General features: G+C 31.9%; 23 protein-coding genes. 12 read left to right on the top strand and 11 right to left on the bottom strand.

The window, feature by feature from the left end:
* The first annotated feature begins 51 nt into the window (after positions 1 to 51).
* The gene (locus Q361_RS08230; RefSeq protein WP_103726246.1) at positions 52 to 1380 is read left to right on the top strand and encodes an RCC1 domain-containing protein; all 1329 of its coding nucleotides are present in this window, start codon (positions 52 to 54) and stop codon (positions 1378 to 1380) included.
* Between the two features lie 52 nt (positions 1381 to 1432).
* Here Q361_RS08230 and Q361_RS08225 read toward each other — a convergent pair whose 3' ends face one another.
* Together Q361_RS08225 and Q361_RS08220 are read right to left on the bottom strand one after the other, a co-directional pair.
* On the bottom strand, positions 1433 to 3562 hold the full coding sequence (locus Q361_RS08225; RefSeq protein WP_103726245.1) for an elongation factor G: 2130 nt from the start codon (positions 3560 to 3562) through the stop codon (positions 1433 to 1435).
* Positions 3563 to 3657: 95 nt separating this feature from the next.
* On the bottom strand, positions 3658 to 4380 hold the full coding sequence (locus tag Q361_RS08220; RefSeq protein ID WP_103726244.1) for a biotin--[acetyl-CoA-carboxylase] ligase: 723 nt from the start codon (positions 4378 to 4380) through the stop codon (positions 3658 to 3660).
* An 82-nt stretch (positions 4381 to 4462) separates the two neighbouring features.
* Between Q361_RS08220 and rsfS the strand changes: the two genes are divergently transcribed.
* Entirely contained in the window at positions 4463 to 4834 is a 372-nt protein-coding gene (gene rsfS / locus Q361_RS08215; RefSeq protein ID WP_103726243.1) for a ribosome silencing factor, read from the top strand.
* A gap of 23 nt (positions 4835 to 4857) precedes the next feature.
* A complete protein-coding gene (gene ftsH / locus Q361_RS08210) occupies positions 4858 to 6777 on the top strand; it encodes an ATP-dependent zinc metalloprotease FtsH (RefSeq protein WP_103726242.1) in 1920 nt (639 codons plus the stop codon).
* A 128-nt stretch (positions 6778 to 6905) separates the two neighbouring features.
* On the opposite strand, the gene Q361_RS08205 is transcribed toward ftsH, so the two are convergent.
* Positions 6906 to 9080: an endonuclease MutS2 gene (locus Q361_RS08205; protein WP_103726241.1), complete on the bottom strand. Its 2175-nt coding sequence runs from the start codon at positions 9078 to 9080 to the stop codon at positions 6906 to 6908.
* 132 nt (positions 9081 to 9212) lie between these two features.
* Here Q361_RS08205 and Q361_RS08200 point away from each other — a divergent pair, with 132 nt between their 5' ends.
* Positions 9213 to 9878 carry a uracil-DNA glycosylase gene (locus Q361_RS08200; RefSeq protein WP_103726240.1) on the top strand — a complete coding sequence of 222 codons (666 nt, stop codon included), beginning with the start codon at positions 9213 to 9215 and terminating at the stop codon, positions 9876 to 9878.
* Between the two features lie 2 nt (positions 9879 to 9880).
* Here the strand turns inward: Q361_RS08200 and Q361_RS08195 are convergent, their stop codons facing one another.
* The 8 genes from Q361_RS08195 to Q361_RS08160 all read right to left on the bottom strand — a co-directional run bounded on the left by Q361_RS08195 (position 9881) and on the right by Q361_RS08160 (position 15244).
* Positions 9881 to 10816: a transglutaminase gene (locus Q361_RS08195; protein ID WP_103726239.1), complete on the bottom strand. Its 936-nt coding sequence runs from the start codon at positions 10814 to 10816 to the stop codon at positions 9881 to 9883.
* Positions 10817 to 10836: 20 nt separating this feature from the next.
* Entirely contained in the window at positions 10837 to 11688 is an 852-nt protein-coding gene (locus Q361_RS08190; protein WP_103726238.1) for a substrate-binding domain-containing protein, read from the bottom strand.
* A 46-nt stretch (positions 11689 to 11734) separates the two neighbouring features.
* Positions 11735 to 12265, bottom strand: a complete 531-nt coding sequence (locus tag Q361_RS08185; RefSeq protein WP_103726237.1) for a GNAT family N-acetyltransferase — start codon at positions 12263 to 12265, stop codon at positions 11735 to 11737.
* Between the two features lie 7 nt (positions 12266 to 12272).
* On the bottom strand, positions 12273 to 12653 hold the full coding sequence (locus Q361_RS08180) for a VOC family protein (RefSeq protein ID WP_103726236.1): 381 nt from the start codon (positions 12651 to 12653) through the stop codon (positions 12273 to 12275).
* Positions 12654 to 12683: 30 nt separating this feature from the next.
* A complete protein-coding gene (locus Q361_RS08175; protein ID WP_211290371.1) occupies positions 12684 to 12872 on the bottom strand; it encodes a DUF6980 family protein in 189 nt (62 codons plus the stop codon).
* Positions 12873 to 12936: 64 nt separating this feature from the next.
* Positions 12937 to 13803, bottom strand: coding sequence for a nucleoside phosphorylase (locus tag Q361_RS08170; protein WP_103726234.1), 867 nt, complete (start codon positions 13801 to 13803; stop codon positions 12937 to 12939).
* Between the two features lie 61 nt (positions 13804 to 13864).
* On the bottom strand, positions 13865 to 14197 hold the full coding sequence (locus Q361_RS08165) for a translation initiation factor (protein ID WP_103726233.1): 333 nt from the start codon (positions 14195 to 14197) through the stop codon (positions 13865 to 13867).
* Positions 14198 to 14290: 93 nt separating this feature from the next.
* Entirely contained in the window at positions 14291 to 15244 is a 954-nt protein-coding gene (locus Q361_RS08160; protein ID WP_103726232.1) for an isopenicillin N synthase family dioxygenase, read from the bottom strand.
* A gap of 154 nt (positions 15245 to 15398) precedes the next feature.
* On the opposite strand from Q361_RS08160, the gene Q361_RS08155 reads away from it, so the two are divergent.
* The 8 genes from Q361_RS08155 (at position 15399) to Q361_RS08120 (ending at position 26291) form a co-directional block, all read left to right on the top strand.
* Positions 15399 to 16562 carry a hypothetical protein gene (locus tag Q361_RS08155; RefSeq protein ID WP_103726231.1) on the top strand — a complete coding sequence of 388 codons (1164 nt, stop codon included), beginning with the start codon at positions 15399 to 15401 and terminating at the stop codon, positions 16560 to 16562.
* Between the two features lie 55 nt (positions 16563 to 16617).
* Complete coding sequence (gene ychF / locus Q361_RS08150) at positions 16618 to 17712, top strand: redox-regulated ATPase YchF (RefSeq protein WP_103726230.1); 1095 nt, start codon at positions 16618 to 16620, stop codon at positions 17710 to 17712.
* A gap of 110 nt (positions 17713 to 17822) precedes the next feature.
* Positions 17823 to 18482, top strand: coding sequence for a hypothetical protein (locus Q361_RS08145; protein ID WP_103726229.1), 660 nt, complete (start codon positions 17823 to 17825; stop codon positions 18480 to 18482).
* 106 nt (positions 18483 to 18588) lie between these two features.
* Entirely contained in the window at positions 18589 to 19260 is a 672-nt protein-coding gene (locus Q361_RS08140) for a TIGR02117 family protein (protein ID WP_103726228.1), read from the top strand.
* 136 nt (positions 19261 to 19396) lie between these two features.
* The gene (locus tag Q361_RS08135) at positions 19397 to 21259 is read left to right on the top strand and encodes a DNA topoisomerase IV subunit B (RefSeq protein WP_103726227.1); all 1863 of its coding nucleotides are present in this window, start codon (positions 19397 to 19399) and stop codon (positions 21257 to 21259) included.
* A gap of 10 nt (positions 21260 to 21269) precedes the next feature.
* Positions 21270 to 21830 carry a hypothetical protein gene (locus tag Q361_RS08130; protein WP_103726226.1) on the top strand — a complete coding sequence of 187 codons (561 nt, stop codon included), beginning with the start codon at positions 21270 to 21272 and terminating at the stop codon, positions 21828 to 21830.
* A gap of 18 nt (positions 21831 to 21848) precedes the next feature.
* The gene (locus Q361_RS08125; RefSeq protein ID WP_103726225.1) at positions 21849 to 24554 is read left to right on the top strand and encodes a DNA gyrase/topoisomerase IV subunit A; all 2706 of its coding nucleotides are present in this window, start codon (positions 21849 to 21851) and stop codon (positions 24552 to 24554) included.
* Positions 24555 to 24620: 66 nt separating this feature from the next.
* On the top strand, positions 24621 to 26291 hold the full coding sequence (locus Q361_RS08120) for a formate--tetrahydrofolate ligase (RefSeq protein ID WP_103726224.1): 1671 nt from the start codon (positions 24621 to 24623) through the stop codon (positions 26289 to 26291).
* Positions 26292 to 26301 lie beyond the last annotated feature (10 nt).

Below are 26301 nucleotides of genomic sequence, written 5' to 3'. Positions count from 1 at the left end.
CAACGTTATTAGGTTTAAATAATAATTACTACTAATATTAAATAATTTAAAATGAGAAACAAAATTACACTATTTTTATTTTTTTTAACTGCACATTTGTTTGCACAATGCTGGCAATCTGTAACTACCGCACATTCGTTTACAGTTGGAATAAAATCTGATGGTACACTATGGACATGGGGAAATGGTCTAAATGTACCAACACAAATAGGAGTTGATACTAATTGGAGTAAAGTAGATGCTGGAGGATTGCATGTATTAGCTATAAAAACGGATGGAACACTTTGGGCTTGGGGTAGTAATAGCTATGGTCAAGTAGGAGATGGAACAACAACACAGAGAAATACTCCTGTACAAATTGGTTCTTCTAATGATTGGCAATCTGTTAGCGGAGGAGGTTATTTTTCATTAGCTATAAAAACAAACGGAACTTTATGGGCATGGGGAGACAATGTATTTAAACAACTTGGCGATGGAACAAATGTAAATAAGCTAAGCCCTGTACAAATTGGAACAGATATAAATTGGCAAAGCGTAAGTAATGGATATTATCATTCGGTTGCTTTGAAAACAAACGGAACTTTATGGACTTGGGGAAAAAATGATTCTGGAGAATTAGGCGATGGTACTTACTCATTAAAATCGGTTCCAACACAAGTAGGAGCGGCTACAAATTGGCAAACTATTAGTGCTGGTTACAGCCATACTTTGGCTAAAAAAAATGATGGTACTGTTTGGAATTGGGGGCAAAATGCCTATTATCAATTAGGAGATGGCTCTCCTGGAGATAAAATTGTACCTACTCAAATAGGAAGCGCAACAGATTGGCTAAGTATAGGAGCTGCAGATTTTCATAATTTTTTAATTAAAACCAATGGAACTTTATGGGGTTGGGGGCTTAATAATAATGGTAGAGTAGGAGACGGTACAACCACAAACAGAGCTACTCCAGTACAAATAGGAACAGATACAGATTGGGTTAAAGCAACTGGAGGAGATTCACACTCTATAGCTATTAAAATTACTACACAATTGTTTGGCTGGGGAGCAAACGGAGGGGGGCAAATAGGAGATGGAACAACCACAAATAGATTAGCACCTGTATCAATAAATTGTCCAACCCTATCTATTAATCCAACTAGTATTGATTTTGAAATTCAACTGTACCCAAATCCTACTTCAGATATTGTAAAAGTAAAAAGTTTTCAAAAAATTACAGCTTCAAAAATTTATGATATAACAGGAAATGTAATTCAAGATTGCACTTACACTGATACATGCAACGAAATAAATATGAGTAATTTATCTAAGGGCTTATATTTGATTCAGTTATCAACATCTTCGAATGCCAATACTACTTTTAAAGTTTTAAAGAATTAAGAAAAAAAGCCCCAATAAATTTTGTTTATTGGGGCTTTTTTAAACTATTAAATTATTCTACTTCGTCTTCGTCTTTAAAATGTTCTACTAAATTTTTTTGCATTTCAAACGGAACTGGTTCATAATGGCTAAATTCCATTTCAAATCTTGCTCTACCTTGTGTAAGTGAGCGTAAGTCACTACTAAATTTATGCGATTCGGCATAAGGGATATGCCCTGTAATTACAGTAAAATGTCCTTCAGAATCCATTCCTTCTACCACAGCTCTATGCGTTTGCATATTACTCATAATAGACCCTGTGAGCTCTTCTGGAGCATGCACTTTTAAATGATGAAAAGGTTCAAGTAATAAAGGGTCTGCGTTATGGAAATTTTCTTTAAAAGCCATCATACCCGCAGTTTTAAATGCCATATCGTTACTATCTACAGAGTGCATTTTTCCATCAAAAACAATAACTCTTACATCTCTTACATAAGAACCAGTTAATGGGCCTTGTTGCATTTTATCCATAATCCCTTTTAATATAGATGGATGAAAACGAGCGTCTATGGCACCACCCACAATACAGTTGTAGTAAACAAGTTTTCCACCCCAAGGTAAATCTATTTCTTCTTTACCTCTTATACTGTAACCTGTAGGTTCTTCAATACCTTCGTACCATGGTTCAATTTTCATAGATACTTCGGCAAATTGTCCTGCACCGCCCGATTGTTTTTTGTGTCTATAGATTGTTTCTGCCGATTTTCTTATGGTTTCTCTATATGGAATTCTTGGCGTTTTAAATTCAACCGAAAGTTTAAAAGCATTTTCAAGTTTCCATTTTATTACAGACAAATGTAGTTCGCCATGACAATGAATAAGTGTTTGCTTTAATTCTGGAGAAACTTCTACTTTTATTGTTGGATCTTCTTCTACCAATTGATGTAAAGCCATCGAAAGTTTTTCTTCTTCTCCTTTTTTAGTACCCTCAACAGCGATAGTTAAGTTTGGATGCGGAAAATCGATAGGTATAATTTCTATAGGGAAACCTTTTTCGTGTAGAGTGTTATTAATATGTGTGTCTTTAAGTTTTAATGTGGCACCAATATCACCAGCTACGAGTTCATTTACAGAAGTTTTTTTATTTCCTTCTACTTCAAATAATTGGTTTATACGTTCAACCTGACCTGTGTTTTCATTTGTAAGTTCATCTCCAACTTTTATTTTTCCCGACAATACTTTAAAAAAACTTAAATCACCAACATGAGGTTCAGATAGTGTTTTGTATATAAAAATAGAGGTTCTTTCTTTCTCAGAGCATTGTATTTCTTTATCGTCTATTGTTTTTTGTTTTGGCATTTCGTAAGCAGATGGACAAACGTTGTCTATAAAACTCATAATTCTGCCACAACCCATATTGCTTTTTGCAGAAACACAAAAAATTGGGAATATCTCATGTTTTATTAATGAATGATGCAAGCCTAATTTCATTTCATCTTCATTCAATTCGCCTTTTTCAAAAAAGCGCTCCATTAACGTTTCATCGTTGCCTGCAATCGTTTCAATAAGTTCTTGGTGTAACGTATTTGCTCTTTCTCTTTCTGAATCTGGTATGGCTATTTTTTCTGGTTTTCCACCTTCTGCTGGGTATTTATAACAAACCATATTGAGTACATCAATAATCGTGTCAAATTTTTCTCCTTGATTTACAGGATATTGAACTACAACTACATTGTTTCCAAAATGAGCTTTTGCTTGTCGTACTGTTTTATCAAAGTCCGCTTTTTCATTATCCAAATGATTTACTGCCAAAAGCATTGGGAGTTTGTATTGGTCTGTATATTCCCAAATAATGTCGGTACCTACTTCTACACCCATAGTAGCGTTTAATAGCATAAGACCGCAATCTGCTACACGCATTGCTCCAATTATTTCACCTGCAAAATCGTCAAAGCCTGGAGTGTCTAATAGGTTAATTTTATAATCTTTCCATTTTGTGTTAATCAATTTGGAAAAAAGTGTTTTTTGCTTTTCGTGTTCGATTTCTGTATAATCACCCACGGTGTTCTTATCGATAATTGATCCTCGTCTTGTAATAGAACCTGCATCAAAAAGCATAGATTCTATAAGCGTGGTTTTACCGCTTCCTGTATGTCCTACAAGTACAACATTTTTAATGTGTTGTATATCAAAATTTGCCATAATATATCTGTTTAAAATAAGAACAAATTTCGACAGAATAATTATGAACAGGCATGATATTCGTCATGCTTTTCTTATAAAAAAAAGTATAAAATTTAACTTAACAACGCTACTTCTTTTAATGAATAATTTGTTACGGTATCGGTTTCATCTTTTATTTGTAGCTTACCTTCGCTATTTACACCTACAATTATTCCCATAAATTGTAAATTATTTACTGAAAATACAGAAGGAATATCTTTTCTATATAAATACTGATGGTACTCTTTTTGAAAAGTATGGTTTTCCAGAAGTTTTGATACGTTATTCTGTAGTACTGCAACAATTTGTTTGCAAATTTCTTCAATATTAAATGTTTTTCCACAATAGCAGTACAAAGAGGTTGCCTTGGGTAAATTATTAAAATTCTCTTGATTTACATTGAGCCCTATACCAATTATAATATCTATACAATTGTCAGGTTTTATTGTGTTTTCTATTAAAATACCTGCAATTTTTTTATTCCCTGCCATAATGTCGTTTGGCCATTTTATGGCTATATTTTCAAGTTTTAAACTTTCTAATACTTGAACTACAGATAGAGAAACAGCCATGTTTAAATAAAAAATATGTTGAATATCGCTCATCACATTCTTTATTAAAACACTCATGATAAGGTTTTTACCTTTTTCAGAACTCCATGTAGTTCCCATTTGTCCTCTGCCATTTGTTTGCTCATCGGCAAGTATAACAGTATAATTTTTTAAAGATTGATTTTTGGATAACGTTTTTAAATAATCATTTGTAGAACTTGTGGCATTGAGTTTGATAATTGACATTAGATGTAAAAATTTAAACTTATGTTAAGCCTCAAAAATAAGCACAAAATTTGATACATTTGCAAATTATATTAAAACATACATGGTAAAAAAAGAAGTTAGCACAGATGTCTTGTTAGCAAATATTATAAAAGGCATTGAAGAAGTAAAAGGTAATGATATTGATATACTTGATTTAAGAGAAATAGACACCGCTGTTTGCGACTATTTTGTTATTTGCAATGGTAATTCGAATACCCAAGTTAATGCAATAATACATTCTATACAAAAAATTGTTTCCAAAGAGCTTAAAGATAAACCTTGGCATGTAGAAGGTGCAGACAATGGCGAATGGGTTCTTATGGATTATGTTAGTATTGTAGTTCATGTATTTCAAAAACATATAAGAGAATATTATAATATAGAAGGGTTGTGGGGCGATGCCAAGATAACTTCTATTCAAAACAAATATTAATATACACCTATTAATTACATACTATGTCCGAAAATAAAAAACCAAACGGAACAAAGTTTAATCCATGGATTATACCGGGATTATTAGTTTTATTGTTAATTATAATTAATTTTTCTGGAAATTCTGCTTTAGAAAATCAATCTGTAATCAGTTATTCAAAATTTGATGATTTATTGCAAAAAGGTCAAATAGAAAAAGTTATTGTTTATAGTACTGGGAAAGCAGAAGTTACCTTAACACAACAGGCTTTAAAAGAAAAAGCCAATGCAAAGGTTGCGAAAGATATTTTCAATAACCCTAATAAAGGGCCACATTATACATTTCAAGTAGGCGATGCCAAAAGTATTCAAGATCAATTGAGTGTAGCCAACAAAGAAAAGAAAATCAAAACTTTTGAATACAAAGTTGAGAACGATTGGATGTCATTTATTATATCATCAATTTTGCCATTGGTAATTATTATTGCTGTTTGGATATTTATGATGAGAAGAATGGGCGGCGGTGGCGCTGGAGGCGGAGGTCAAATATTTAGTATAGGAAAATCTAAAGCAAGATTATTTGATGAAAAAACAGATGTTAAAGTAACATTTAAAGATGTAGCAGGCTTAGAAGGAGCAAAAGAAGAAGTACAAGAAATTGTAGAATTTCTTAAAAATCCTGAAAAATATACATCATTAGGAGGAAAAATTCCCAAAGGAGCTTTGTTGGTAGGGCCTCCAGGTACAGGTAAAACCTTATTAGCAAAAGCTGTAGCAGGAGAAGCTAAAGTACCTTTCTTTTCACTTTCTGGTTCTGATTTTGTTGAGATGTTTGTAGGTGTAGGAGCATCACGTGTACGAGATTTGTTTAAACAAGCTAAAGAAAAATCGCCAGCTATTATTTTTATAGACGAAATAGACGCTGTAGGAAGAGCCAGAGGGAAAAATAATTTTTCGGGTGCTAATGACGAAAGAGAAAACACCTTAAACCAGCTACTTACAGAAATGGATGGTTTTGGCACCAATACACATGTTATAGTTTTGGCAGCTACCAATAGAGCCGATGTTTTGGATAAAGCATTATTGAGAGCAGGTAGATTTGACCGCCAAATTTATGTTGATTTACCAGACATTAGAGAACGGAAAGAAATATTTGAAGTACATTTAAAACCTCTTAAAAAAGGAAATGATTTAGATACAGATTTTCTAGCAAAACAAACACCAGGGTTTTCGGGTGCAGATATTGCAAATGTTTGTAATGAAGCAGCTTTAATAGCTGCAAGAAAGGATAAAAAAGAAGTAACAAAACAAGATTTTCTAGATGCAGTAGATCGAATTGTAGGAGGATTAGAAAAGAAAAATAAAATTGTTTCTAAAGACGAAAAACGAGCCATTGCTATACACGAAGCTGGTCATGCAACAGTAAGTTGGATGCTAGAACACGCAGCGCCTTTGGTAAAAGTAACGATAGTGCCTCGTGGACAAAGTTTGGGTGCAGCTTGGTATTTGCCAGAAGAACGTTTAATTGTTCGACCAAATCAAATGCTTGATGAAATGTGTGCTACTATGGGCGGTCGTGCTGCTGAAAAAGTTATTTTTAATGATATCTCTACTGGAGCCTTAAGCGATTTAGAAAAAGCTACTAAACAAGCTCGTGCAATGGTTTCTATTTATGGACTTAATGAAAAAATAGGTAATATAACCTATTATGATTCATCGGGGCAAAGCGAATACAGCTTTTCTAAACCTTATTCTGAAGAAACTGCAGTTGCTATAGATCAAGAAATTAAGAATATTGTAGACGGACAATTGGATAGAGCTGTTTCAATTTTGGAAGAAAATAAAGATAAACTCATTAAACTAGCTGATATTCTTATTGAAAAAGAGGTTATTTTTAAAGATGATTTAGAAGAAATTTTTGGAAAAAGACCTTTTGATAAAGACACTCATGAAGAGTTAAATTAAAAAATAGTTATTACTTAAATAAGTACCCCGAAAAATAGTTGAGTTATTATTTTTCGGGGTATTTTATTTGATAGTGATTATTAAATAAATAGCAGATTTTATGCTTAAAGAAGAAAGTATTAAATAAATTATTTTTTAGGTCTTTCTACAAATTCGAGTTGTTCCATACTAGCTTTTGATATGAATAAACCATAATTAACAGTTACTGTTTTTTTATCTATTTTTTCTACTATACCTGTAGCTTTACCATCAATCATGCGTACTTTATCGCCCAAAATAATTTCTACTTTAGGTTTGTTTTCGGCTTCTTGTTTTGCTTTTATTTTCTTAACTTTTTTCTCTTTTCGTATTGCTTCTACTTTTACATTAACTTCGGCTATGGTTTGTTTTTCAATTTTCTCAATGGCTTTTTTCTCTTTGGCAGAAATTTTTTTTCGCTTAGAATTTTCTATTTCAATCATCTTTAAAAACTCACCAATTAGTACTTTTTTATCTTTATTATTAAAATAACTTTCGGCAATATCATCAATTTTCTGACCTATATAAATTAATCTTTGATTGGCATCATACAATTCTTGATAACGTTCTAGTTTATCTTGAATTTTCTGGTTGATGTGCTCCATTTTTTTACTTTCTTCACGTGCTTTACTTTCTTCTTCTTTTAATATTTGAGAAGTTTTTTCGAGTTTAAAGCGTTCTTTTTGTAGCGTAGCAATCGTTTGGTCAAATCGTACTTTGCTCTTTTCTATTTTCTTTTTTGCTCGATTAATAAGCCCATAAGGAATTCCGTTTTTTTGCGCCACCTCAAATGTAAACGAGCTACCAGGTTGTCCTAAAATAAGTTTGTATTTTGGTTCCAATGAATGTTCGTCGAAGAGCATATTTGCATTACTAGCGCAAGGAAGTTCGTTGGCCAAAATTTTTAAATTGGTATAGTGTGTTGTAATGATTCCAAAGGCTTCTCTATGGTAAAATTCTTCCAAAAATGTTTCTGCCAAAGCTCCTCCAAGTTCGGGGTCGCTACCTGTTCCAAATTCATCAATTAAAAACAAGGTTTTAGCGTTGCATTTTTTTAAAAAATAATTCATGTTTTTGAGTCTGTAACTGTATGTACTCAAATGATTTTCAATAGATTGATTGTCACCTATATCGGTTAAAATTCTATCAAACAAAAAAGTTTCACTTCTTTCATGAACGGGTATTAGTATGCCACATTGTAGCATTAGTTGTAGTAACCCAATGGTTTTAAGCGATATGGTTTTTCCTCCTGCATTTGGTCCAGAAATAACAATAATTCTATTGTCTTGCTGTAATTCTATCGTTTGTGGGTATATAGGTTCGTTTTTAGATTTGTTTGTTTGATATAATATAGGGTGAAAAGCATCTCTAAAATACAACCTTTTTTTGTTGGTTATATTGGGTAATATACCATTTATTTCTCGGGCATAATAAGCTTTTGCAGCAACAACGTCTATATCGCTCAAAAAATCTTGGTAGGAAATAAGTAATTCTGTAAACGGACGAATATTATTGGTTAATTGTTTTAATATTTTTATAATTTCTTCTCGCTCTTCATATTCCAAGTTGTTTAATTCCCGAGAATATCTCAAAGTAGCTTCGGGTTCAATATAAGCGATGCTTCCTGTTTTTGAGTTTCCTAAAATACTTCCTTTTACTTTTTTACGGTACATGGCCAAAACCGCCAAAACTCTACGGTTATCTACTATTGTTTCTTTAATATCATCAAGATAACCCAAACCGTGATATTGTGATAGCGCCACTCCAAAACTTTGATTTATTTTGCCTCGTACAGTATTTATATTCCGACGTATTTGAACCAAATCGGGCGAGGCATTGTCTTTTATTTGTCCGTATTTATCCAGAACAGCATCTATTTTTTGATTGATTAATTTTGTTGCTTCAATACTCTCAGACTTTTGATACAAACTAGGGTAGTACTCTTTGAATTTTTTAAGAAAAATGAGCAAGTTATAAGCAGTTTCAGCAAGTGTGGCTATTTTTTTAAAACTTTCTACTTCTAAGAAACTGTTTTCAATATTTAAAAATTTTATTTCGTTTGTAATCGATTCAAAACCATGATTGGGCAGTGCATTGTTATTTTCAAATGAAGAAAGATATTCAGACGTTTGCCGTAAAGCAGGCATTAATTCTTCTTCATTTTTAAAGGGCTGTATTGCAAAAGATTTTTCTGTTCCTATTTCTGTAACACAGTAACTAGAAATGGTTTTTAATAGGGTAGCAAATTCTAAATCTTGTAGTGTTTTTTGGTTTATTGAAATCATAGTGCGTAAAATCGAATTGCAAATTTACATTATTTAGCCTTACATTATTGAATCGTTTTACAGCTGTTTTTGCCAATATGTTTTAATTTCTCTTATAAAAAATAGTAGGTTTGCAAAATAAATATTGTACAGATGACAATTAAAATAAATCCTTCATGGCAAGCCATTTTACAGGCTGAATTTGACAAAGAATACTTTGTAAATTTGGTAAATTTTGTAAAAGCAGAATACGCTACTCATCGATGTTTTCCTAAAGGAAGTGAGATATTTGCAGCTTTTGATAGTTGTACTTTTGAAGATACTCGAGTAGTAATTATAGGTCAAGATCCGTATCATGGATTAGGGCAAGCCAACGGATTATGTTTTTCTGTAAATGATGGTGTTGCCATGCCGCCGTCTTTAGTAAATATTTTTAAAGAAATAGAGTCTGATTTGAATATTCCTTTTCCAGCTACTGGAAATTTGCAACGTTGGGCAAAACAAGGTGTTTTATTACTCAATGCGACTTTAACCGTGAGAGAAAATACAGCGGGAAGTCATCAAAATAAAGGCTGGGAACAATTTACCGATGCTGTAATTGACAAAATATCAAAAGAAAAACAAGGAGTAGTATTTTTATTATGGGGTGGATTTGCAAAGAAAAAGGGAAGTAAAATTGATAGGAACAAGCATTTTGTACTCGAAACAGGGCATCCTTCACCCTTAAGTGCAAATCGAGGATTATGGTTTGGTAACAAGCATTTTAGCAAAACAAATGCTTATTTAAAATCGATAGGTAAGCCTGAAATAGAGTGGTAGTATTATTCTAATGTTAAAGCGCCAAGAATTACCTCGTGTAAAAATGGGCCACCTGGATATCGAGCTGTATAATCTAGGTTAAGCCATATTTGTCCGTGCTCATCGATATGGTAATTTAGAGGTTTTCCTTTATTCTCTCTACGAAAAAGTTCTTTTTTTATTAAATAATTTATGTTTTCTAAGTCTTTTTGAGTACCAATTAAAATTTCAGGATAAATATGCCCATCGGTATGTATAAGTCGAGGTGTACCGCCAATAGCACGAACACATGCAGCCATTAAAATAGAATGGTCATCACAATCTCCAGAAAGATATTTTAAAGATTCTGAAGCGCTTGCAATATAATCTTCTCCTTTTGGATCGCTTACATAATGCCAATTTTTGTTTATTTCTTTAAAAACAGCAAAGCATTGTATCAATGTAAAATAATCATTATAGCCTTTTATATTTGTAAAATTTTTATTTACAGCCGCCAAAGCGTAATTTCTAACTTTTGGATTGCTATAATCTATTGCTCGTATTACTTTTGATTTGTTGGGAAAAGGAAGAAGTTTGTTGATTATAATATCTTGCGGATACGGATTATCGGTCATAGAATATAACATAGCTTGATAATCATTATATATGCTATTAAACCCGTAACCATTTATGAGGCTACCTACAAAAAGAATAATTACATAGAGTAGGATAGAGATAACTGTAATTTTGCGAATAATTTTTAAAATAAAAAAATAGACTAATGCAATTAAAACAAACAAAATAATTCGGTCTAAATGGTAGTTCCAATTTAAATTTACCAAATTTTGGTGGGCTATTAAAAAACTAGGAACAGTAAGTAATATTGCAATAATGGCAATAATAATTAAATCCCAAGGTTGTTTAATTTGGAGTTTTACTATTAAATTTTTTAAAAATGTTATACGGTTTGTTGTAGCCATTTTGTATAAACTGCAAAACGCTATAAATGTTTTACAATTTCTGCAAAAGTAACTTTTTTCTTAATAATTTCTAAATCAAATAGTTGATTTTGAATTTTGTTTAACATAGTTTTTTCGAGTGGGTTTTTATCCCATTCTGTAATAGATAGCCAAGTTTTTATATCTTCTATTTTTTGATTGTATTTTTCGGATAATATTTTTTCAATATTTGTAATATACTTAAAATGATTGGTTTTAGCGTTTATTACTTCAAGTATTTGTTTTACTATATTGGGTTCTTTTTCCAATAATTCATCGCGTACTGCAATTACAAAACAAGGCCAAGGAGTAGGGCAATCATCAAGTCTTCTAAAAATACCTTTGTCTACAAGAGGTTTAGTCATAAATTTCTCCCACATAAAATAATCAGCCTCTCTATTTGTAAGAGCATCAACAGCGCCATCTATGGTGTTTACAACTTCAAATTGTAATTTTTCTGCATTCCAGCCTTGGTTATTAGCATTAACATAAGCCATTAATTGCGAACCCGAACCGTATCTAGATATTGCTGCTTTTTTATTTTCTAAATCTGAAAGGGTATAGTAACTCGAATTAGCATCTACATGAATACCCCATAACAAAGGAGTTTTTACATACACTTGTACAATTTTACTAGGATTGCCTTCTACAATATCTTTTACAATGCCTTCGGTAAGTATTACTGCTATATCGGTTTCTCCGTTGCGCAACATTTGGCACATTTTACCTGTTCCTTCGGGTATGTCGGTCCATTGTAAATCAATTCCTTTTTCTGTAAATTCATGATTTTCAATCGCTAATTGCCAAGGAAGATTAAAATGCTCTGGAACTCCAACTATTTTTATTTTTTTCATTGAATAAAAAATGTATTATACTTCTAGAATTTTTTTACATCATAGTTTATATATCATGATGTAATTGCCACCATTTCCAAGTTACTCCATGAGTATCGGGATAATCTTCTATAAACTGAAAACCTACTTTTTGTAAAACATGATTCGATGCTCCGTTTTGCGCATGCGTATAAGCGTTCATAGTTTTGATTTTCATAGTGTTAAATCCGTATTTCAACCACGCTTTGCTAGCTTCTGTAGCATAACCTTTATTCCAAAATTTCTCGTTTAATCGATAGCCGTAATCATAAAAATTAGTATTTCCGTTTTCTACATGGTCATTTACAAATTTAATTCCTGTCCAGCCAATGAGTTCTCCTGTTTCTTTTAAAATAGTTGAAAATCGTCCAATTCCTCGTTCTTGATATTGTTTTTGAACCATTTCAATATAATCATACACTTCTTGAATTTCAACACATGGTTTTTGCCATAAATACGTATGAACATTAGGATTGGAATCCATTTCAAATAATGCTTCTGCATCTTCATGACGCATTTCTCTAAGTATTAATCTTGGTGTTTCTAGTACTAAGTCCATATTTATTTTATGTATTGATTTTTTTATCTGAAATAATTAGTCGATATCCATCAGGATCAAGAATCATTTTACCATTTTCATTCCAATAGGGATTTTTGGCTTCTATAAATTCAATTTTGTTTGCGAGTATTTTATCGTGTATCAAATCAAATTCTAATTTGGTGTTGGGATAAAAAATTAAAATGTCTTCTTCTCCAAAATTAAAAGGAACAATTTCGTCTGATTTTGTAAATTCTAAATGCCAATTTTCATTGCGTTTACCAATAAATATGCCGTCATAACCATCGTGATTTTCAAAACTACCAAGTAAATTTAAACCTAAAATATCAATATAAAAGAATTTAAGTTGTTCTAAATTGTTGGTATGTCTAGCAAATCTGAAGTTCATAAATCTTAATTATTAATTTAAGACATTAAATTATACATTGGATTTATTTTTTAATTTTTTTCCACACCAAGGGCAAAATTTTATTTTAATAAATGAAGTTCCTCCATCATGAATTATTATTCCAAATTCTTTATTTTTTTTAGTGGAATATATAATTTTGTCTGGACAATCGAAATCATCTTTATGAATATCACATTTAAATTCTGAATGATATTTCATAGTGTTACAACATAATTCATTTTCCATTTTTAACTTTTAAAATCTTAACTTTTAAATTGTTAATCTATTCGGCTAACTTATCCAAAGCATATTCAATCAATGCGTCTACAGCTTTGTATGGATCATCACTAAAAGTTCCAGTTGCACGGTTGGCTATAATGGCATTTAGAGATAAACATTCGTGACCTAAAAGTTTACCCAAACCATATATCGCACCCGTTTCCATTTCTAGATTGGTCATTTTAATACCTTCAAATTCAAAACTATCCATTTTGCTGTTCAATTCAGGATCTTGAATCCCTAAGCGTAATACTCTTCCTTGAGGGCCATAAAAGCCACCTGCAGTTCCAGTAAATCCTTTAAAAATGGTTTCGCTTTCCATTCTTTTTTCGAGTATTTCGCTACCTTTTATCACATACGGACGACCTTTTTTCATATCCCATTGGGTTTGTTTTATAAAGGCTTCTTCGATTTCTTTTTCCGAAATATCATCGATTAAATAAGAGCGAAGCATATTGTCTAAACCTAAACCGTATTGACTTAATACAATGCTATCACAAGGAATATCGGCTTGTAACGAGCCTGAGGTTCCAATGCGAATAATATTTAGTGACGTAAGTTCTTCTTTTACTTCTCGGGTTTTTAAATCAATATTTACCAAAGCATCGAGCTCGTTCATTACAATATCGATATTATCTGGACCAATACCAGAAGACATTACCGTAATTCGTTTTCCTTTGTAATAACCTGTTTGTGTTTTAAACTCTCTTTTTTGTTGAGAAAACTCAATTTTTTCGAAATGGTTTGTAATTTTTTCTACTCTATTTTGATCACCTACAAAAAGAATATCTTTTGCTATATGTTCTGGTTTTAAATTTAAGTGATATACGCTACCGTCTGGATTTAGTATAAGTTCTGATGATGCAATCATATTATTTTTTATTTAATTTTATTATTTTAAAGTGAGTTACGATTCGAATTTATTTTAAAATTTATCCGCCAACTCGTTTGGTTTTAAAGCCTTTATCTTGTAAAATTTTCATTATTTTATCTCGATAATCGCCTTGTATTATAATTTCGTTATCTTTAAAAGTGCCTCCAACAGCAAGTTTGTTTTTAATATCTTTGGCTAATAGTTTAAAGTCATTTTCTTCTCCTTCATAACCCGATATTATTGTAGTGGGTTTTCCTTTTCTTTTTTCATATTTGCACAATAGAGGTTCTTTTTGCATATATAAAATATGTTCTTCGTGGGCTATTTCTTCAGGTTCAAGAGAGGGTTCATGATCTGGAAATAGTTTTTTTAATTGTTCTTGTAAATCCATAGTGCACTAATTATTTACCAATTCCCAAAAGTAAAAAACCAAACTCCATAAATAGTTGGAATTTGGAATTTTATAAGGAAAAATTATTCTAATTTATTTTTTTATGAGTCCTAATTCTACAAGTCTTTCGTGTAAAAATTCTCCTGCACTAATATCGTCAAATCGTTTTGGGTTGTCTTGATCAATACATTGAGGTAAACAATCCAAGCGCATATCACTTACAGGGTGCATAAAGAAAGGAATAGAATATCTTGAAGTGCCCCACAGTTCTCTTGGAGGATTTACAACTTGATGTATGGTTGATTTTAATTTATTGTTGGTATGTCTAGATAGCATATCACCAACATTTATCATTAATTCATCAGGTTGTGCCATAGCATCAATCCATTGCCCGTCGTGATTTTGTACTTGCAATCCTTTTCCTTGCGCTCCCATAAGAAGTGTAATCAAATTGATATCGCCATGTGCAGCAGCACGTACAGCGCCATCTTTTGGTTCGTCGGTAATAGGAGGGTAGTGAATAGGTCTTAAAATACTATTTCCATCTTTGATAAAGTTGTCAAAATAAAACTCATCTAAACCAATATGTAAGGCTAGAGCTCTAAGTACATATTTACCTGTTTTTTCGAGCATTTTGTATGCTTCTTCACCTACTTTATTAAAGTTTGGCAGTTCTGATACTTCTACATTATTAGGGTATTCGTTTGCCCATTTTGAATTTTCAGAAACATATTGACCAAAGTGCCAAAACTCTTTTAAATCTCCAGCAGAACGACCTTTTGCATGCTCTTTACCAAAAGAAACATAGCCTCTTTGCCCGCCAATTCCTGGAATTTCATATTTTGATTTTGTTTCTAAAGGAAGATTAAAAAAGTTACGTACTTCTGTATATAAATTTTCTACCAATTGGTTATCCAAAAAGTGCCCTTTTAGAGCTACAAAACCAATTTCTTCATAAGCTTTTCCGATTTCATTTACAAATTTTTGTTTACGTGTCGGGTCGTCCGACAGGAAATCACGTAAGTCAACACTTGGAATTTGTTGCATACTTAAACTTTATTAGATTTAACTATTAATAATGTATTACAAATGTAATTAATTTTTACAGAATTGACAATTTATTAAATCTTTATACATTATATACTTAATAATGTTGTTACGCATAACTTAAATTTTATAAATTTGTGTATACACATTTTGTATGAAGTTAATATTATCGTTATTATTTGTATTTAGTACAAGCTGTATTTTTAGTCAAAATTTACAGAAAACATTGGTTATTCTAGATGCTGAAACTAAGCTTCCTGTACAAGATGCTACCGTAACCGTTTTGAAAACCAAGCAATTTTATTTGAGTAATAAGCTTGGAGAAGTTACTATTTCTATAAAAGGTGAATCTGCTTTAAAAATTACACATGCTACCTATGAAACAAATACCGTTCGAGCAAGTTTTTTAAAAGATAACAACACAATATTACTAAAGAAAAACACAAAAGAACTTGATGAAATTATTATAACGAAACAGCATCCGCAAAAAATACTTAAAATGCTTATTGATAATTCGATAGCTCATTTTACGATGCCTGCTCGTTTAAAGGTTTATGAAAGAGAGTTTTTAAAACTAGATGATAAGTACGCTTATTTTAATGACGGTTTATTAAATTTTCAACTCACAGGTAACCCCAACATAGCCAGAACAGATATTTTAATTGAACAAAATAGGTCGTATGGTCTTAAAGATGAGTTTGTTGGAGATGACGCTGTAGGATATAATTTGGATAATATTTCTGAAAATTATTACAACTTTAAATATTTAGAATTTCTTCTAACAACTAGTGCCAAAAAAGATTTTGAATTTATTATAAAATCATATTCCAAAACCCATTCATACTATATAATGCAAATAATTCCTACAGATAATGCTGTAGGGCTTTACGACCATTATTACATTGTTTATGATTATAAAAAAAAGCTTATTGTAGAAGTGAGTTCGGTATTATCCGATCAAATGCTTGCTAAATTATCAGACAGACCTCATTTAAACCCCAAAGAAATTGAAAAATCTAGTTTTAAAACAATTTATAAAATAGATGATAATCAATATTATTTTTTTTCTTCGAGAGAAGAAATCAAACTTAAAAGAAAAATAAACAAAGTGCCTCGTGTTGTTGAAGTAAGTAATACCATGGTTACAACAGCCTTTTCTACCAAGCATTTTACCTACAAAGACAATGAAATTTTTAAAGGAAAAACCTTGTATAACGTTCCCAATCATATACTTACAAATTACTGGGATATTTCTGGACTTACTGCAACAGATGAAGAATTATCAATAATTCAAAAGCTATCGGAGTTAGGAAAATAGCATTTTCTATTTTCGCTTATAAAAACTATCTTTGCACACCAAAAAATAAAATATAATGAAAGCAGGAATTGTAGGATTGCCCAATGTAGGAAAATCAACACTATTTAATTGTTTGTCAAATGCCAAAGCACAAAGCGCTAACTTTCCGTTTTGTACTATAGAGCCCAATATAGGTGTAGTAAATGTTCCCGATCCTAGAATTGTTCGCTTAGAAGAATTGGTTAAACCCGAAAGAGTTCAAATGGCTACCGTAGATATTGTAGATATTGCAGGTTTGGTAAAAGGAGCAAGTAAAGGCGAAGGTTTAGGAAATCAATTTCTTGGAAATATTAGAGAATGTAACGCAATTATTCATGTTTTACGTTGTTTTGATAATGATAATATTGTTCACGTTGATGGAAATGTAAATCCAATTCGCGATAAAGAAACTATAGATATTGAGTTGCAATTAAAAGACTTAGAAACGGTTGAAAAACGATTGGAAAAAGTAAATCGTGCTGCCAAAACAGGCAATAAAGAAGCTCAAGCAGAAAAAGCCCTTTTAGATAGAATTAAAGATGCTTTAATGCAGGCAAAATCTGCTCGTACTGTACTTCCACAAAATCAAGATGAGCAAGAACTTATGGAAAGTTTTCAGCTTATTACAACCAAACCCGTGTTGTATGTATGCAATGTAGATGAAGCATCGGCAGTAAATGGTAACAAATATGTAGACCAAGTTCGTGAACTTGTTAAAGATGAAGAAGCTGAAGTTATAGTACTTTCTGTAGGTGCAGAAGCCGATATAAATGAATTGGAAAGCTATGAAGAACGTCAGGTTTTTCTTGAAGATTTAGGATTAAATGAGCCTGGATCTGCCGTATTAATTAGAGCAGCATACAAGTTATTAAAATTGCAAACCTATTTTACGGCTGGTGTAAAAGAAGTTCGTGCTTGGACAATAAATGTAGGTGATACCGCACCAAAAGCAGCGGGAGTTATTCATACCGATTTTGAAAAAGGATTTATTCGTGCAGAAGTAATTTCGTATGAAGATTTTTCACATTATGGTAGCGAGGCTAAAGTAAAAGAAGCTGGAAAACTTAGAGTAGAAGGAAAAGAATATATTGTAAAAGATGGCGATGTAATGCACTTCCGATTCAACGTATAATTTTTAGAAAACAAAAAATTAATAAGACATAGAAAAAAGCCGCAAAAGAGATTTTGCGGCTTTTTTGGCACAACTTTTGAAAATGTTAAAAATGTCTTAAATTTTTATATATGAAAAAAGTTTTCATCGTTTTGGTATTATTCTTTGTGTATTCTTGTAAAGATTCTGCTCTAGAGAATACATTTATTTATTTTAATCAACCACAACCACAAAATGTAGATGTTGTAAATGAAATTCCATTGAAGTTTCAAGGAAAGTTTTCTCTCAATTTTAATGAATCTATTATAGTAAAATCAAAATGTATTTTAAGAAAAATTACCGAAGATTTTTTTGAAAAACGCACTACATTGGATAGTTTAAATTTGCGCTACGAGAGCGGATATGTTATTGAAAAAGAAACAGGTAAAAAACATGAAGCATCAATAAAGAATGATTCTATTTATTGGAAAACAAGTACAAATGATACACTTTTTTCATTTGCAGACAACGAAATAGTAAAGGTGTATAAATCATCTCTTATTCTTAACCGAGAAATAAATAATTTGTACCAAGTAAATATACTGTCATTTAGCACCACTTACAATAAATACCTTCAATTAGGAACTTTAAAAGATGCTAATAAGATAGAAAAACAACTACACATACCTAGAGAAATTGTAATGAATCAACAAGATACAGCATACGTTTTGCTCAAACCAACGCGTGCCGATTTTAGAAAATTACTTCGCATGAAAGAATTTGAATTTGAAACCTATTATTTTCTCAAATGAGAATTGTAGTGCTTATGTCAGTCTATCATCACTAACAATAACTTTATTATAAATAATTTATAAATGAATAATAATTAATCGCATACAACCTTTAACTTATCTAGAAATGAAATATATACTTAAATCTTTAAAAATAATTGGTTATTTACTTCTTTTTCTGGTGTCTTATGCTGCTATAGTTACCTTAATTTCAAAAATTACGGTAAATAGTGATTGTGTCAAACCCAATCAAGGTGTAACAATTTATATAAAAAGTAATGGTGTACATACCGATATTGTTGTTCCTGTAAAAAATAATATTAAAAATTGGAATGAAGTTATTTCAATAAATCATACCCAACAACCCGATACTACTGCGCAATATGTAGGTTTAGGTTGGGGAGATAAAGGATTTTATTTAGACACTCCAACTTGGGCAGATTTAAAAGTTTCTACAGCGCTTAAAGCGGTTTCAGGTTTTAATACTACGGCTATTCACGCAACTTTTTACAAAAAGTTGCAAGAAAATCAAAATTGTAAAAAAGTAGTAATGTCTACAAACGATTATGAAAAATTAGTACTATATATTGAAGATTCTTTTCAAATCCAAAGAGAAAAAGCGCTACTAATACCTACAAAAAGTGTTTATGGAACTAATGATGCTTTTTATGAAGCCAAAGGGCATTATTCTTTATTTTATACCTGCAATTCATGGGCTAATCAAGCCCTAAAAGCAGCTCATCAAAAAGCGGCTTTATGGACTATATCGGATACGGGTATTTTCTGTCATTATCAATAAAATTAAAATCCTTAATTTCCTTTTTTAGGGCTTTCATTCAAATTAAAAATTGTCAAAAACATTCTTAATAACTTCCTGTTTTTTGTTTTACTAATCCGCTAAAAAATCGTACTTTTATGCGTTAAAATTGCTTACAATGGCCGAACTTACGCAGTACAACGAAGAAAATATACGCTCGCTCGATTGGAAAGAACATATCCGTATGCGTCCAGGTATGTATATCGGTAAATTAGGAGACGGTTCTTCGCCCGATGATGGTATTTATATACTTGTTAAAGAAGTGATAGACAACTGTATAGATGAGTTTGTTATGGGTGCTGGTAAAGTAATAGAGGTTACCATAAAAGACAAACTCGTTACTGTGCGCGATTACGGCCGTGGCATTCCGTTGGGCAAAGTGGTCGATGTAGTTTCTAAAATGAATACAGGAGGAAAGTATGATAGCAAAGCCTTTAAAAAATCGGTTGGATTAAATGGTGTGGGTACTAAGGCCGTAAATGCTTTGTCTAACTTTTTTAGAGTAGAAAGTGTTCGAGACAACCAACAAAAAGCAGCCGAATTTAGCGAAGGAAATCTTACTATTGAAGAAGATATTCAAGAAACAACCAAGCGTAAAGGCACAAAAGTATCTTTTATAGCAGACGATACCATTTTTAAAAATTACAAATACCGCAATGAATATGTGGTGCGAATGCTTAAAAACTATTGTTACCTCAATACAGGTCTTACTATTTATTTTAATGGCGAAAAATATGCTTCAGATAATGGTTTGAAAGATTTATTGCAAGAAACCATTGCCGAAGAAGATATGCAATATCCGATTATTCATTTGCGAGGAGAAGATATTGAATTTGCCTTAACACACAGTAAATCACAATATTCCGAAGAATATCACTCGTTTGTAAATGGGCAAAATACTACACAAGGCGGAACACATTTAAACGCTTTTCGTGAGGCGGTAGTCAAAACTATTAGAGAATTTTACAACAAGAGTTTTGAAGCTTCAGATATACGAAAATCAATAGTTGCAGCCGTGTCTATCAAAGTAGAAGAACCTGTTTTTGAGTCGCAAACCAAAACCAAATTAGGCTCTACAGATATCGGACCAAATGGACCAACTGTAAGAACTTTTATAAATGATTTTATCTCGACAAAGCTTGATAATTTTTTGCATAAAAATCCCGAAGTTGCCGATGCAATGCTTAAAAAAATTCTTCAAGCAGAACGTGAACGCAAAGAACTTTCGGGTATTAGAAAACTGGCAAAAGAACGTGCCAAAAAAGCAAGTTTGCACAACAAAAAGTTGCGTGATTGCCGTATTCACTTAACCGATAGTAAAAATGAACGATGTCTAGAAAGTACACTTTTTATTACCGAGGGAGATTCGGCTTCGGGTTCTATTACAAAAAGTCGTGATGTAAATACACAAGCTGTTTTTAGTTTACGAGGTAAACCGTTAAATTCTTACGGAATGACAAAAAAAATTGTCTACGAAAATGAAGAATTTAATTTACTTCAAGCCGCTCTCGACATAGAAGAAGACTACGAAAACTTACGTTACAACAATATTGTAATTGCTACCGATGCCGATGTCGATGGTATGCATATTCGTTTGTTGTTAATTACTTTTTTCTTGCAATTTTTCCCAGAATTGATAAAAGAAGGACATTTGTTTATTTTACAAACGCCTTTGTTTAGAGTTCGAAACAAAAAAGAAACCATTTATTGTTACAGCGATGAAGAACGTAAAAATGCTATTGAAAAACTAAAACCAAAACCCGAAATAACTCGATTTAAAGGATTAGGAGAAATCTCTCCCGATGAGTTTAAGCATTTTATTGGCGAGAGTATTCGTCTTGACCCTGTAATGCTTGATAAAGCGACCACTATAGAAACACTTTTAGAATTTTATATGGGTAAAAATACTCCCGATAGACAAGAGTTTATTATCAATAATTTAAAAGTTGAGTTGGATACTGTTGATGAATTGACAAACTAAAAGGTTTAGAATGAAAAAATTACTTTGTTTTATAGTTTTAATTGCTGGTTTATCTTGTAAAAAGAATCAAACAAGTATTAAAAATAATGATACTTATGAAATTCCAATTTCAAAAAGTATAAATAAAACAAATAGAATTTTTAAACTTGATAGATTATCTAAAATTGAGATTTTATCATATCCTAACAGGATTTTGTGGGACACTATTTCTTTTAATGGAATGACTCCATTTGATAAAGAGTTAATATCAAACAATAAGTTAACTTTTGAATCAAAATTTATCAAAGAAATAATCAATTTGAATAAAGAACAAATTTTAGAATTAACGCAATTAATGTCAAGTGATTCTTGTGAACCAAAAGAAATGGTCGCTGCTTGTTATATGCCAAGACATTTAATATTATTTAAAAATAAAAAAGATACAATAATTGCTTATAATGAAATTTGCATTGAATGTGTTGGCTCAAGATATTCATCAAATATTGAAGTTTATCAGAAATATTGCATGACTGATATGAAAGATTTTTTTAAGAAGGTTGGTATAAAATATTTTGGGGAAAACGGAGAGTAATATATTACTACAAAAAGAATGAAAGACGAAAACGAAAACATAACACCAGAAGAAAACGATAACATTCAAAATGACAATTCTTTTGATGAAGCATCACAAGAAAATCAGTTTGAGGGTAATCATTTTTACGAAAACAACGAAAATCCAGAAGATACCATTACCAAAGTAACAGGTATGTACAAAGATTGGTTTCTAGACTATGCATCTTATGTAATTTTAGAGCGTGCCGTGCCCGCTATAGAAGATGGTTTTAAACCAGTACAACGTCGTATAATGCATTCTATGAAAGAGTTAGACGATGGGCGTTACAACAAAGTAGCCAATATAGTTGGGCATACTATGCAATACCATCCTCATGGTGATGCGAGTATTGGCGATGCTATGGTGCAAATTGGGCAAAAAGAATTGCTTATCGACATGCAAGGAAACTGGGGGAATATTCTCACAGGTGATGGCGCAGCCGCTTCTCGTTACATAGAAGCTCGAATTTCAAAACTAGGACACGACATTCTCTATTCGCCCAAAGTAACTCAATGGCAACTTTCTTACGACGGTAGAAGAAATGAGCCAATTAATCTACCCGTAAAATTCCCATTGCTATTGGCACAAGGTGCAGAAGGTATAGCCGTAGGACTTTCTACCAAAGTATTGCCTCATAATTTTAACGAACTGATTGACAATTCCATAAAAATTTTAAAAGGTAAACCATTCACGTTATATCCCGATTTTCCTACCGCAGGTATTGCCGATGTTTCAAATTATAATGACGGAATGCGTGGCGGACGTGTTCGAGTTCGTGCCAAAATTTCGCAACTCGACAAGCAAACGCTCGTTATTACCCAAATACCATTTTCAACAAACACAACTTCATTGATAGATAGCGTTTTAAAAGCAAATGAAAAAGGTAAAATTAAAATTAAAAAAATTGAAGATAATACGGCAGCCGAAGTAGAAATTGTTATTCATCTTCCGCCAGGAGTTTCTCCAGATAAAACCATAGATGCCTTGTATGCTTTTACAGCTTGCGAAACGTCTATTGCACCATTAGGATGTGTAATTCAAGATAATAAACCACTATTTATTGGAGTATCAGAAATGCTTAAAATTTCTACCAATAGAACGGTTGATTTACTTAAAAAAGAGCTTGAAATTCAGCTTGATGAACTTGAAAATAAATGGCATTTTTCTACTCTAGAAAAAATATTCATTAGAGAAGAAATGTATATCGATTTCAAATTGTACGATAATAAAGAATCATTATTTGACTATTTATACCAAAGATTTGAGCCATTTAAGAAAGATTTTATCCGTGAAATTAATGACGACGATTTGCAAAAACTTACGCAAATTCCTATGATTCGTATTACTCGTTTCGACTCATTTAAGGCAGACGAAGGTATTGCAAAACTCGAAGCCGAAATGGAACAAGTAAAACACCATTTGGCGAACATTATTGATTTTGCGATTAATTATTTTCAAACGCTTAAAGATAAATACGGTAAAGGTAAAGAACGACAAACTGAGCTTCGAAATTTTGATACTATTGAAGCCACAAAAGTAGTTTTGCGTAATACAAAACTGTATGTAAATAAAGAAGAAGGCTTTATTGGAACAGGTTTAAAACGAGATGAATATGTTGCCGATTGTAGCGATATTGATGATGTAATTATCTTTTTACGCGATGGTAAAATGGTAATTACCAAAGTAGATGAAAAAAAGTTTATTGGAAAAGACATCATTCATGTAGCGGTTTTTGATAGAAATGATAAACGTACAATTTATAATATGATTTACCGCGATGGTAAAAATGGTTCTTCGTTTGTAAAAAGGTTCAACGTATCGGGAGTTACCCGTGATAAAGAATACGATTTAACACAAGAAAAAGCAGGAAGTCAAGTATTATATTTTACTGCAAATCCAAATGGCGAGGCAGAAACTGTAACCATATTACTGCGTCAAATAGGTAGTGTTAAAAAATTAAAATGGGACTTAGATTTTGCCGAAATCGCCATAAAAGGTAGAGCTTCCAAAGGAAATACAGTTACGAAATATCCTATAAAAAAAATAGAGCTCAAAGAAAAAGGTATTTCTACACTTCGTCCTCGAAAAATTTGGTTTGACGAAACAGTACAGCGCCTTAATGTAGACGGTAGAGGTGAACTTTTGGGCGAATTTAAACCAAACGACCGCCTTTTAATCATCAATCAAAGTGGAAAATTAAAAACGATAATTCCAGAACTTACAACCCATTTTGATGATGATATGATTGTTTTGGAAAAATGGAATCCAAAAAAACCGGTTTCTTGTATTTATTATGATGGCGATAAAGAACGTTATTTTGTAAAACGATTTTTAGTAGAAAATGAAAATAAAGAAGAGATTTTTATATCTGAGCATGAAAAATCGCAACTCGAAATTGTTTCTACCGATTGGCGTCCTGTGGCTGAAGTTGTATTTGCAAAAAGTAAAGGAATACAAAAAGAAAATCAAATTATCGATTTAGAACAATTCATTTCGATTAAAGGAATAAAAGCACTTGGTAATCAACTTACCACAGATAAATTAAAACAAGTTAATTTGTTAGATCCACTTCCTTACGAAGAGATATTGGATAATGATGCAGAAGTAGAAATAAATACTGAAAGTGATGAACCAAGTAATAGTATTCAAAATTTTAATATTCAACTAGATGACGACGGTCAAATAACTTTAAGCCTTGATTAATTTTATATGATAATTATCGTATTTTTTATAAATAATGCTTTTTAAATTTGGTAAAAATAATTCACTATGTCATTCCCTTCCGATATTGAAATAGCTCAACAAGCTACAATTAAACCCATAAAAGAAATAGCCAAAAAAATAGATATTCATGAAGATGATTTAGAATTTTACGGTAAGTATAAAGCAAAATTGCCTTTGTCTTTACAAAAAGAAAAACCAAATGGTAAGCTTATATTGGTTTCTGCGATGTCGCCCACCAAATACGGAGAAGGAAAAACCACCATGTCTATAGGCTTAGTAGATGGTCTAAATTATATTGGCAAAAATGCCGTGGCAGTTTTAAGAGAGCCTTCTTTAGGGCCTGTATTTGGATTGAAAGGCGGAGCTGCAGGCGGAGGTTACGCTCAAGTCATCCCAATGGAAGATATTAATTTACACTTTACGGGAGATTTTTCGGCTATAGAAAAAGCCAATAACCTTCTCTCGGCAGTGATAGATAATAATCTTCAAAACCCTAAATATTCATTACATATAGATCCAAAATCTATAGCTTGGAAACGAGTTATGGATATGAATGATAGAACTTTACGTCAAATTATTATAGGTGTTGGAGCTAAAGGAAACGGTGCCATGCGAGAAGATGGTTTTAATATTACTCCGGCTTCCGAAATTATGGCAATACTTTGTTTATCTAAAAATTTAGAAGATTTAAAATTTCGTTTAGGAAATATTTACATAGGTAAAACCCTTGATGGAAAAGCCATTTTTTCTAGAGATTTAAAAGTAGTAGGGGCAATGGCTGCTTTATTAAAAGATGCAATAAAACCAAATCTAGTACAAACCTTAGAAGGGAACCCAGCTATTTTACACGGTGGTCCTTTTGCCAGTATCGCACAAGGCACCAATACTGTAATAGCTACAAAAACAGGACTTTCATTGAGTGATTATGTAGTTACCGAAGCAGGTTTTGGAGCAGATTTGGGAGCTGAAAAGTTTTTTCATATCAAATGTGCGCAAAGCGATTTAAAACCCGATGCTGTTGTTTTGGTTGCTACAATTAGAGCTTTAAAACATCATGCGGGTTTAACTGCCGATGAGTTTAAAGCTGAAAATGTACAATCTATAGAAAAAGGGTTTTGTAATCTAGAAAAGCATATTGAGAATATTCAAAAATTTGGTATTAATCCAATAGTTTGTATTAATGCTTTTCCAGAAGATTACCATTCTGAATACGAAAAACTAATAGAACTTTGTGCATCAAAAGGAGTAAAGGCACTTGTTAGTACAGCATTTGCAGAAGGAGGAAAAGGAAGTGCTTTATTGGCAGAAACAGTTATTAGTACTATTGAAACAGCAAGTAATAACTACCATACACTATACAGTCCTGAAAATAGTATTACAGAAAAAATAGAAATTGTAGCCAAAGAAATTTATGGTGCTTCAAATGTAAATTATACAAATAAAGCCCAAACGCAACTCAATATGATTAATGAATTAGGCTTTAATCAATTTTCGGTTTGTATGGCAAAAACACCTATGAGTTTTTCTGATGATGAAAAAAAAATAGGTCGTCCTACAGATTTTACTATAACCATTCGTGAATTTGAAATTTCTTCAGGAGCGGGTTTTATCGTTCCACTTTTGGGCGATGTTATGCGTATGCCTGGTTTACCTGCAATTCCAAATGCAGAACGTATTGATATAGATAATGAGGGTAAAATTTACGGACTTTCGTAAAAAAATAGAT

Source organism: Flavobacterium croceum DSM 17960 (assembly GCF_002917885.1).
Lineage (GTDB): Bacteria > Bacteroidota > Bacteroidia > Flavobacteriales > Flavobacteriaceae > Flavobacterium > Flavobacterium croceum.
This window is presented reverse-complemented; position numbering and strand designations above follow the sequence as displayed.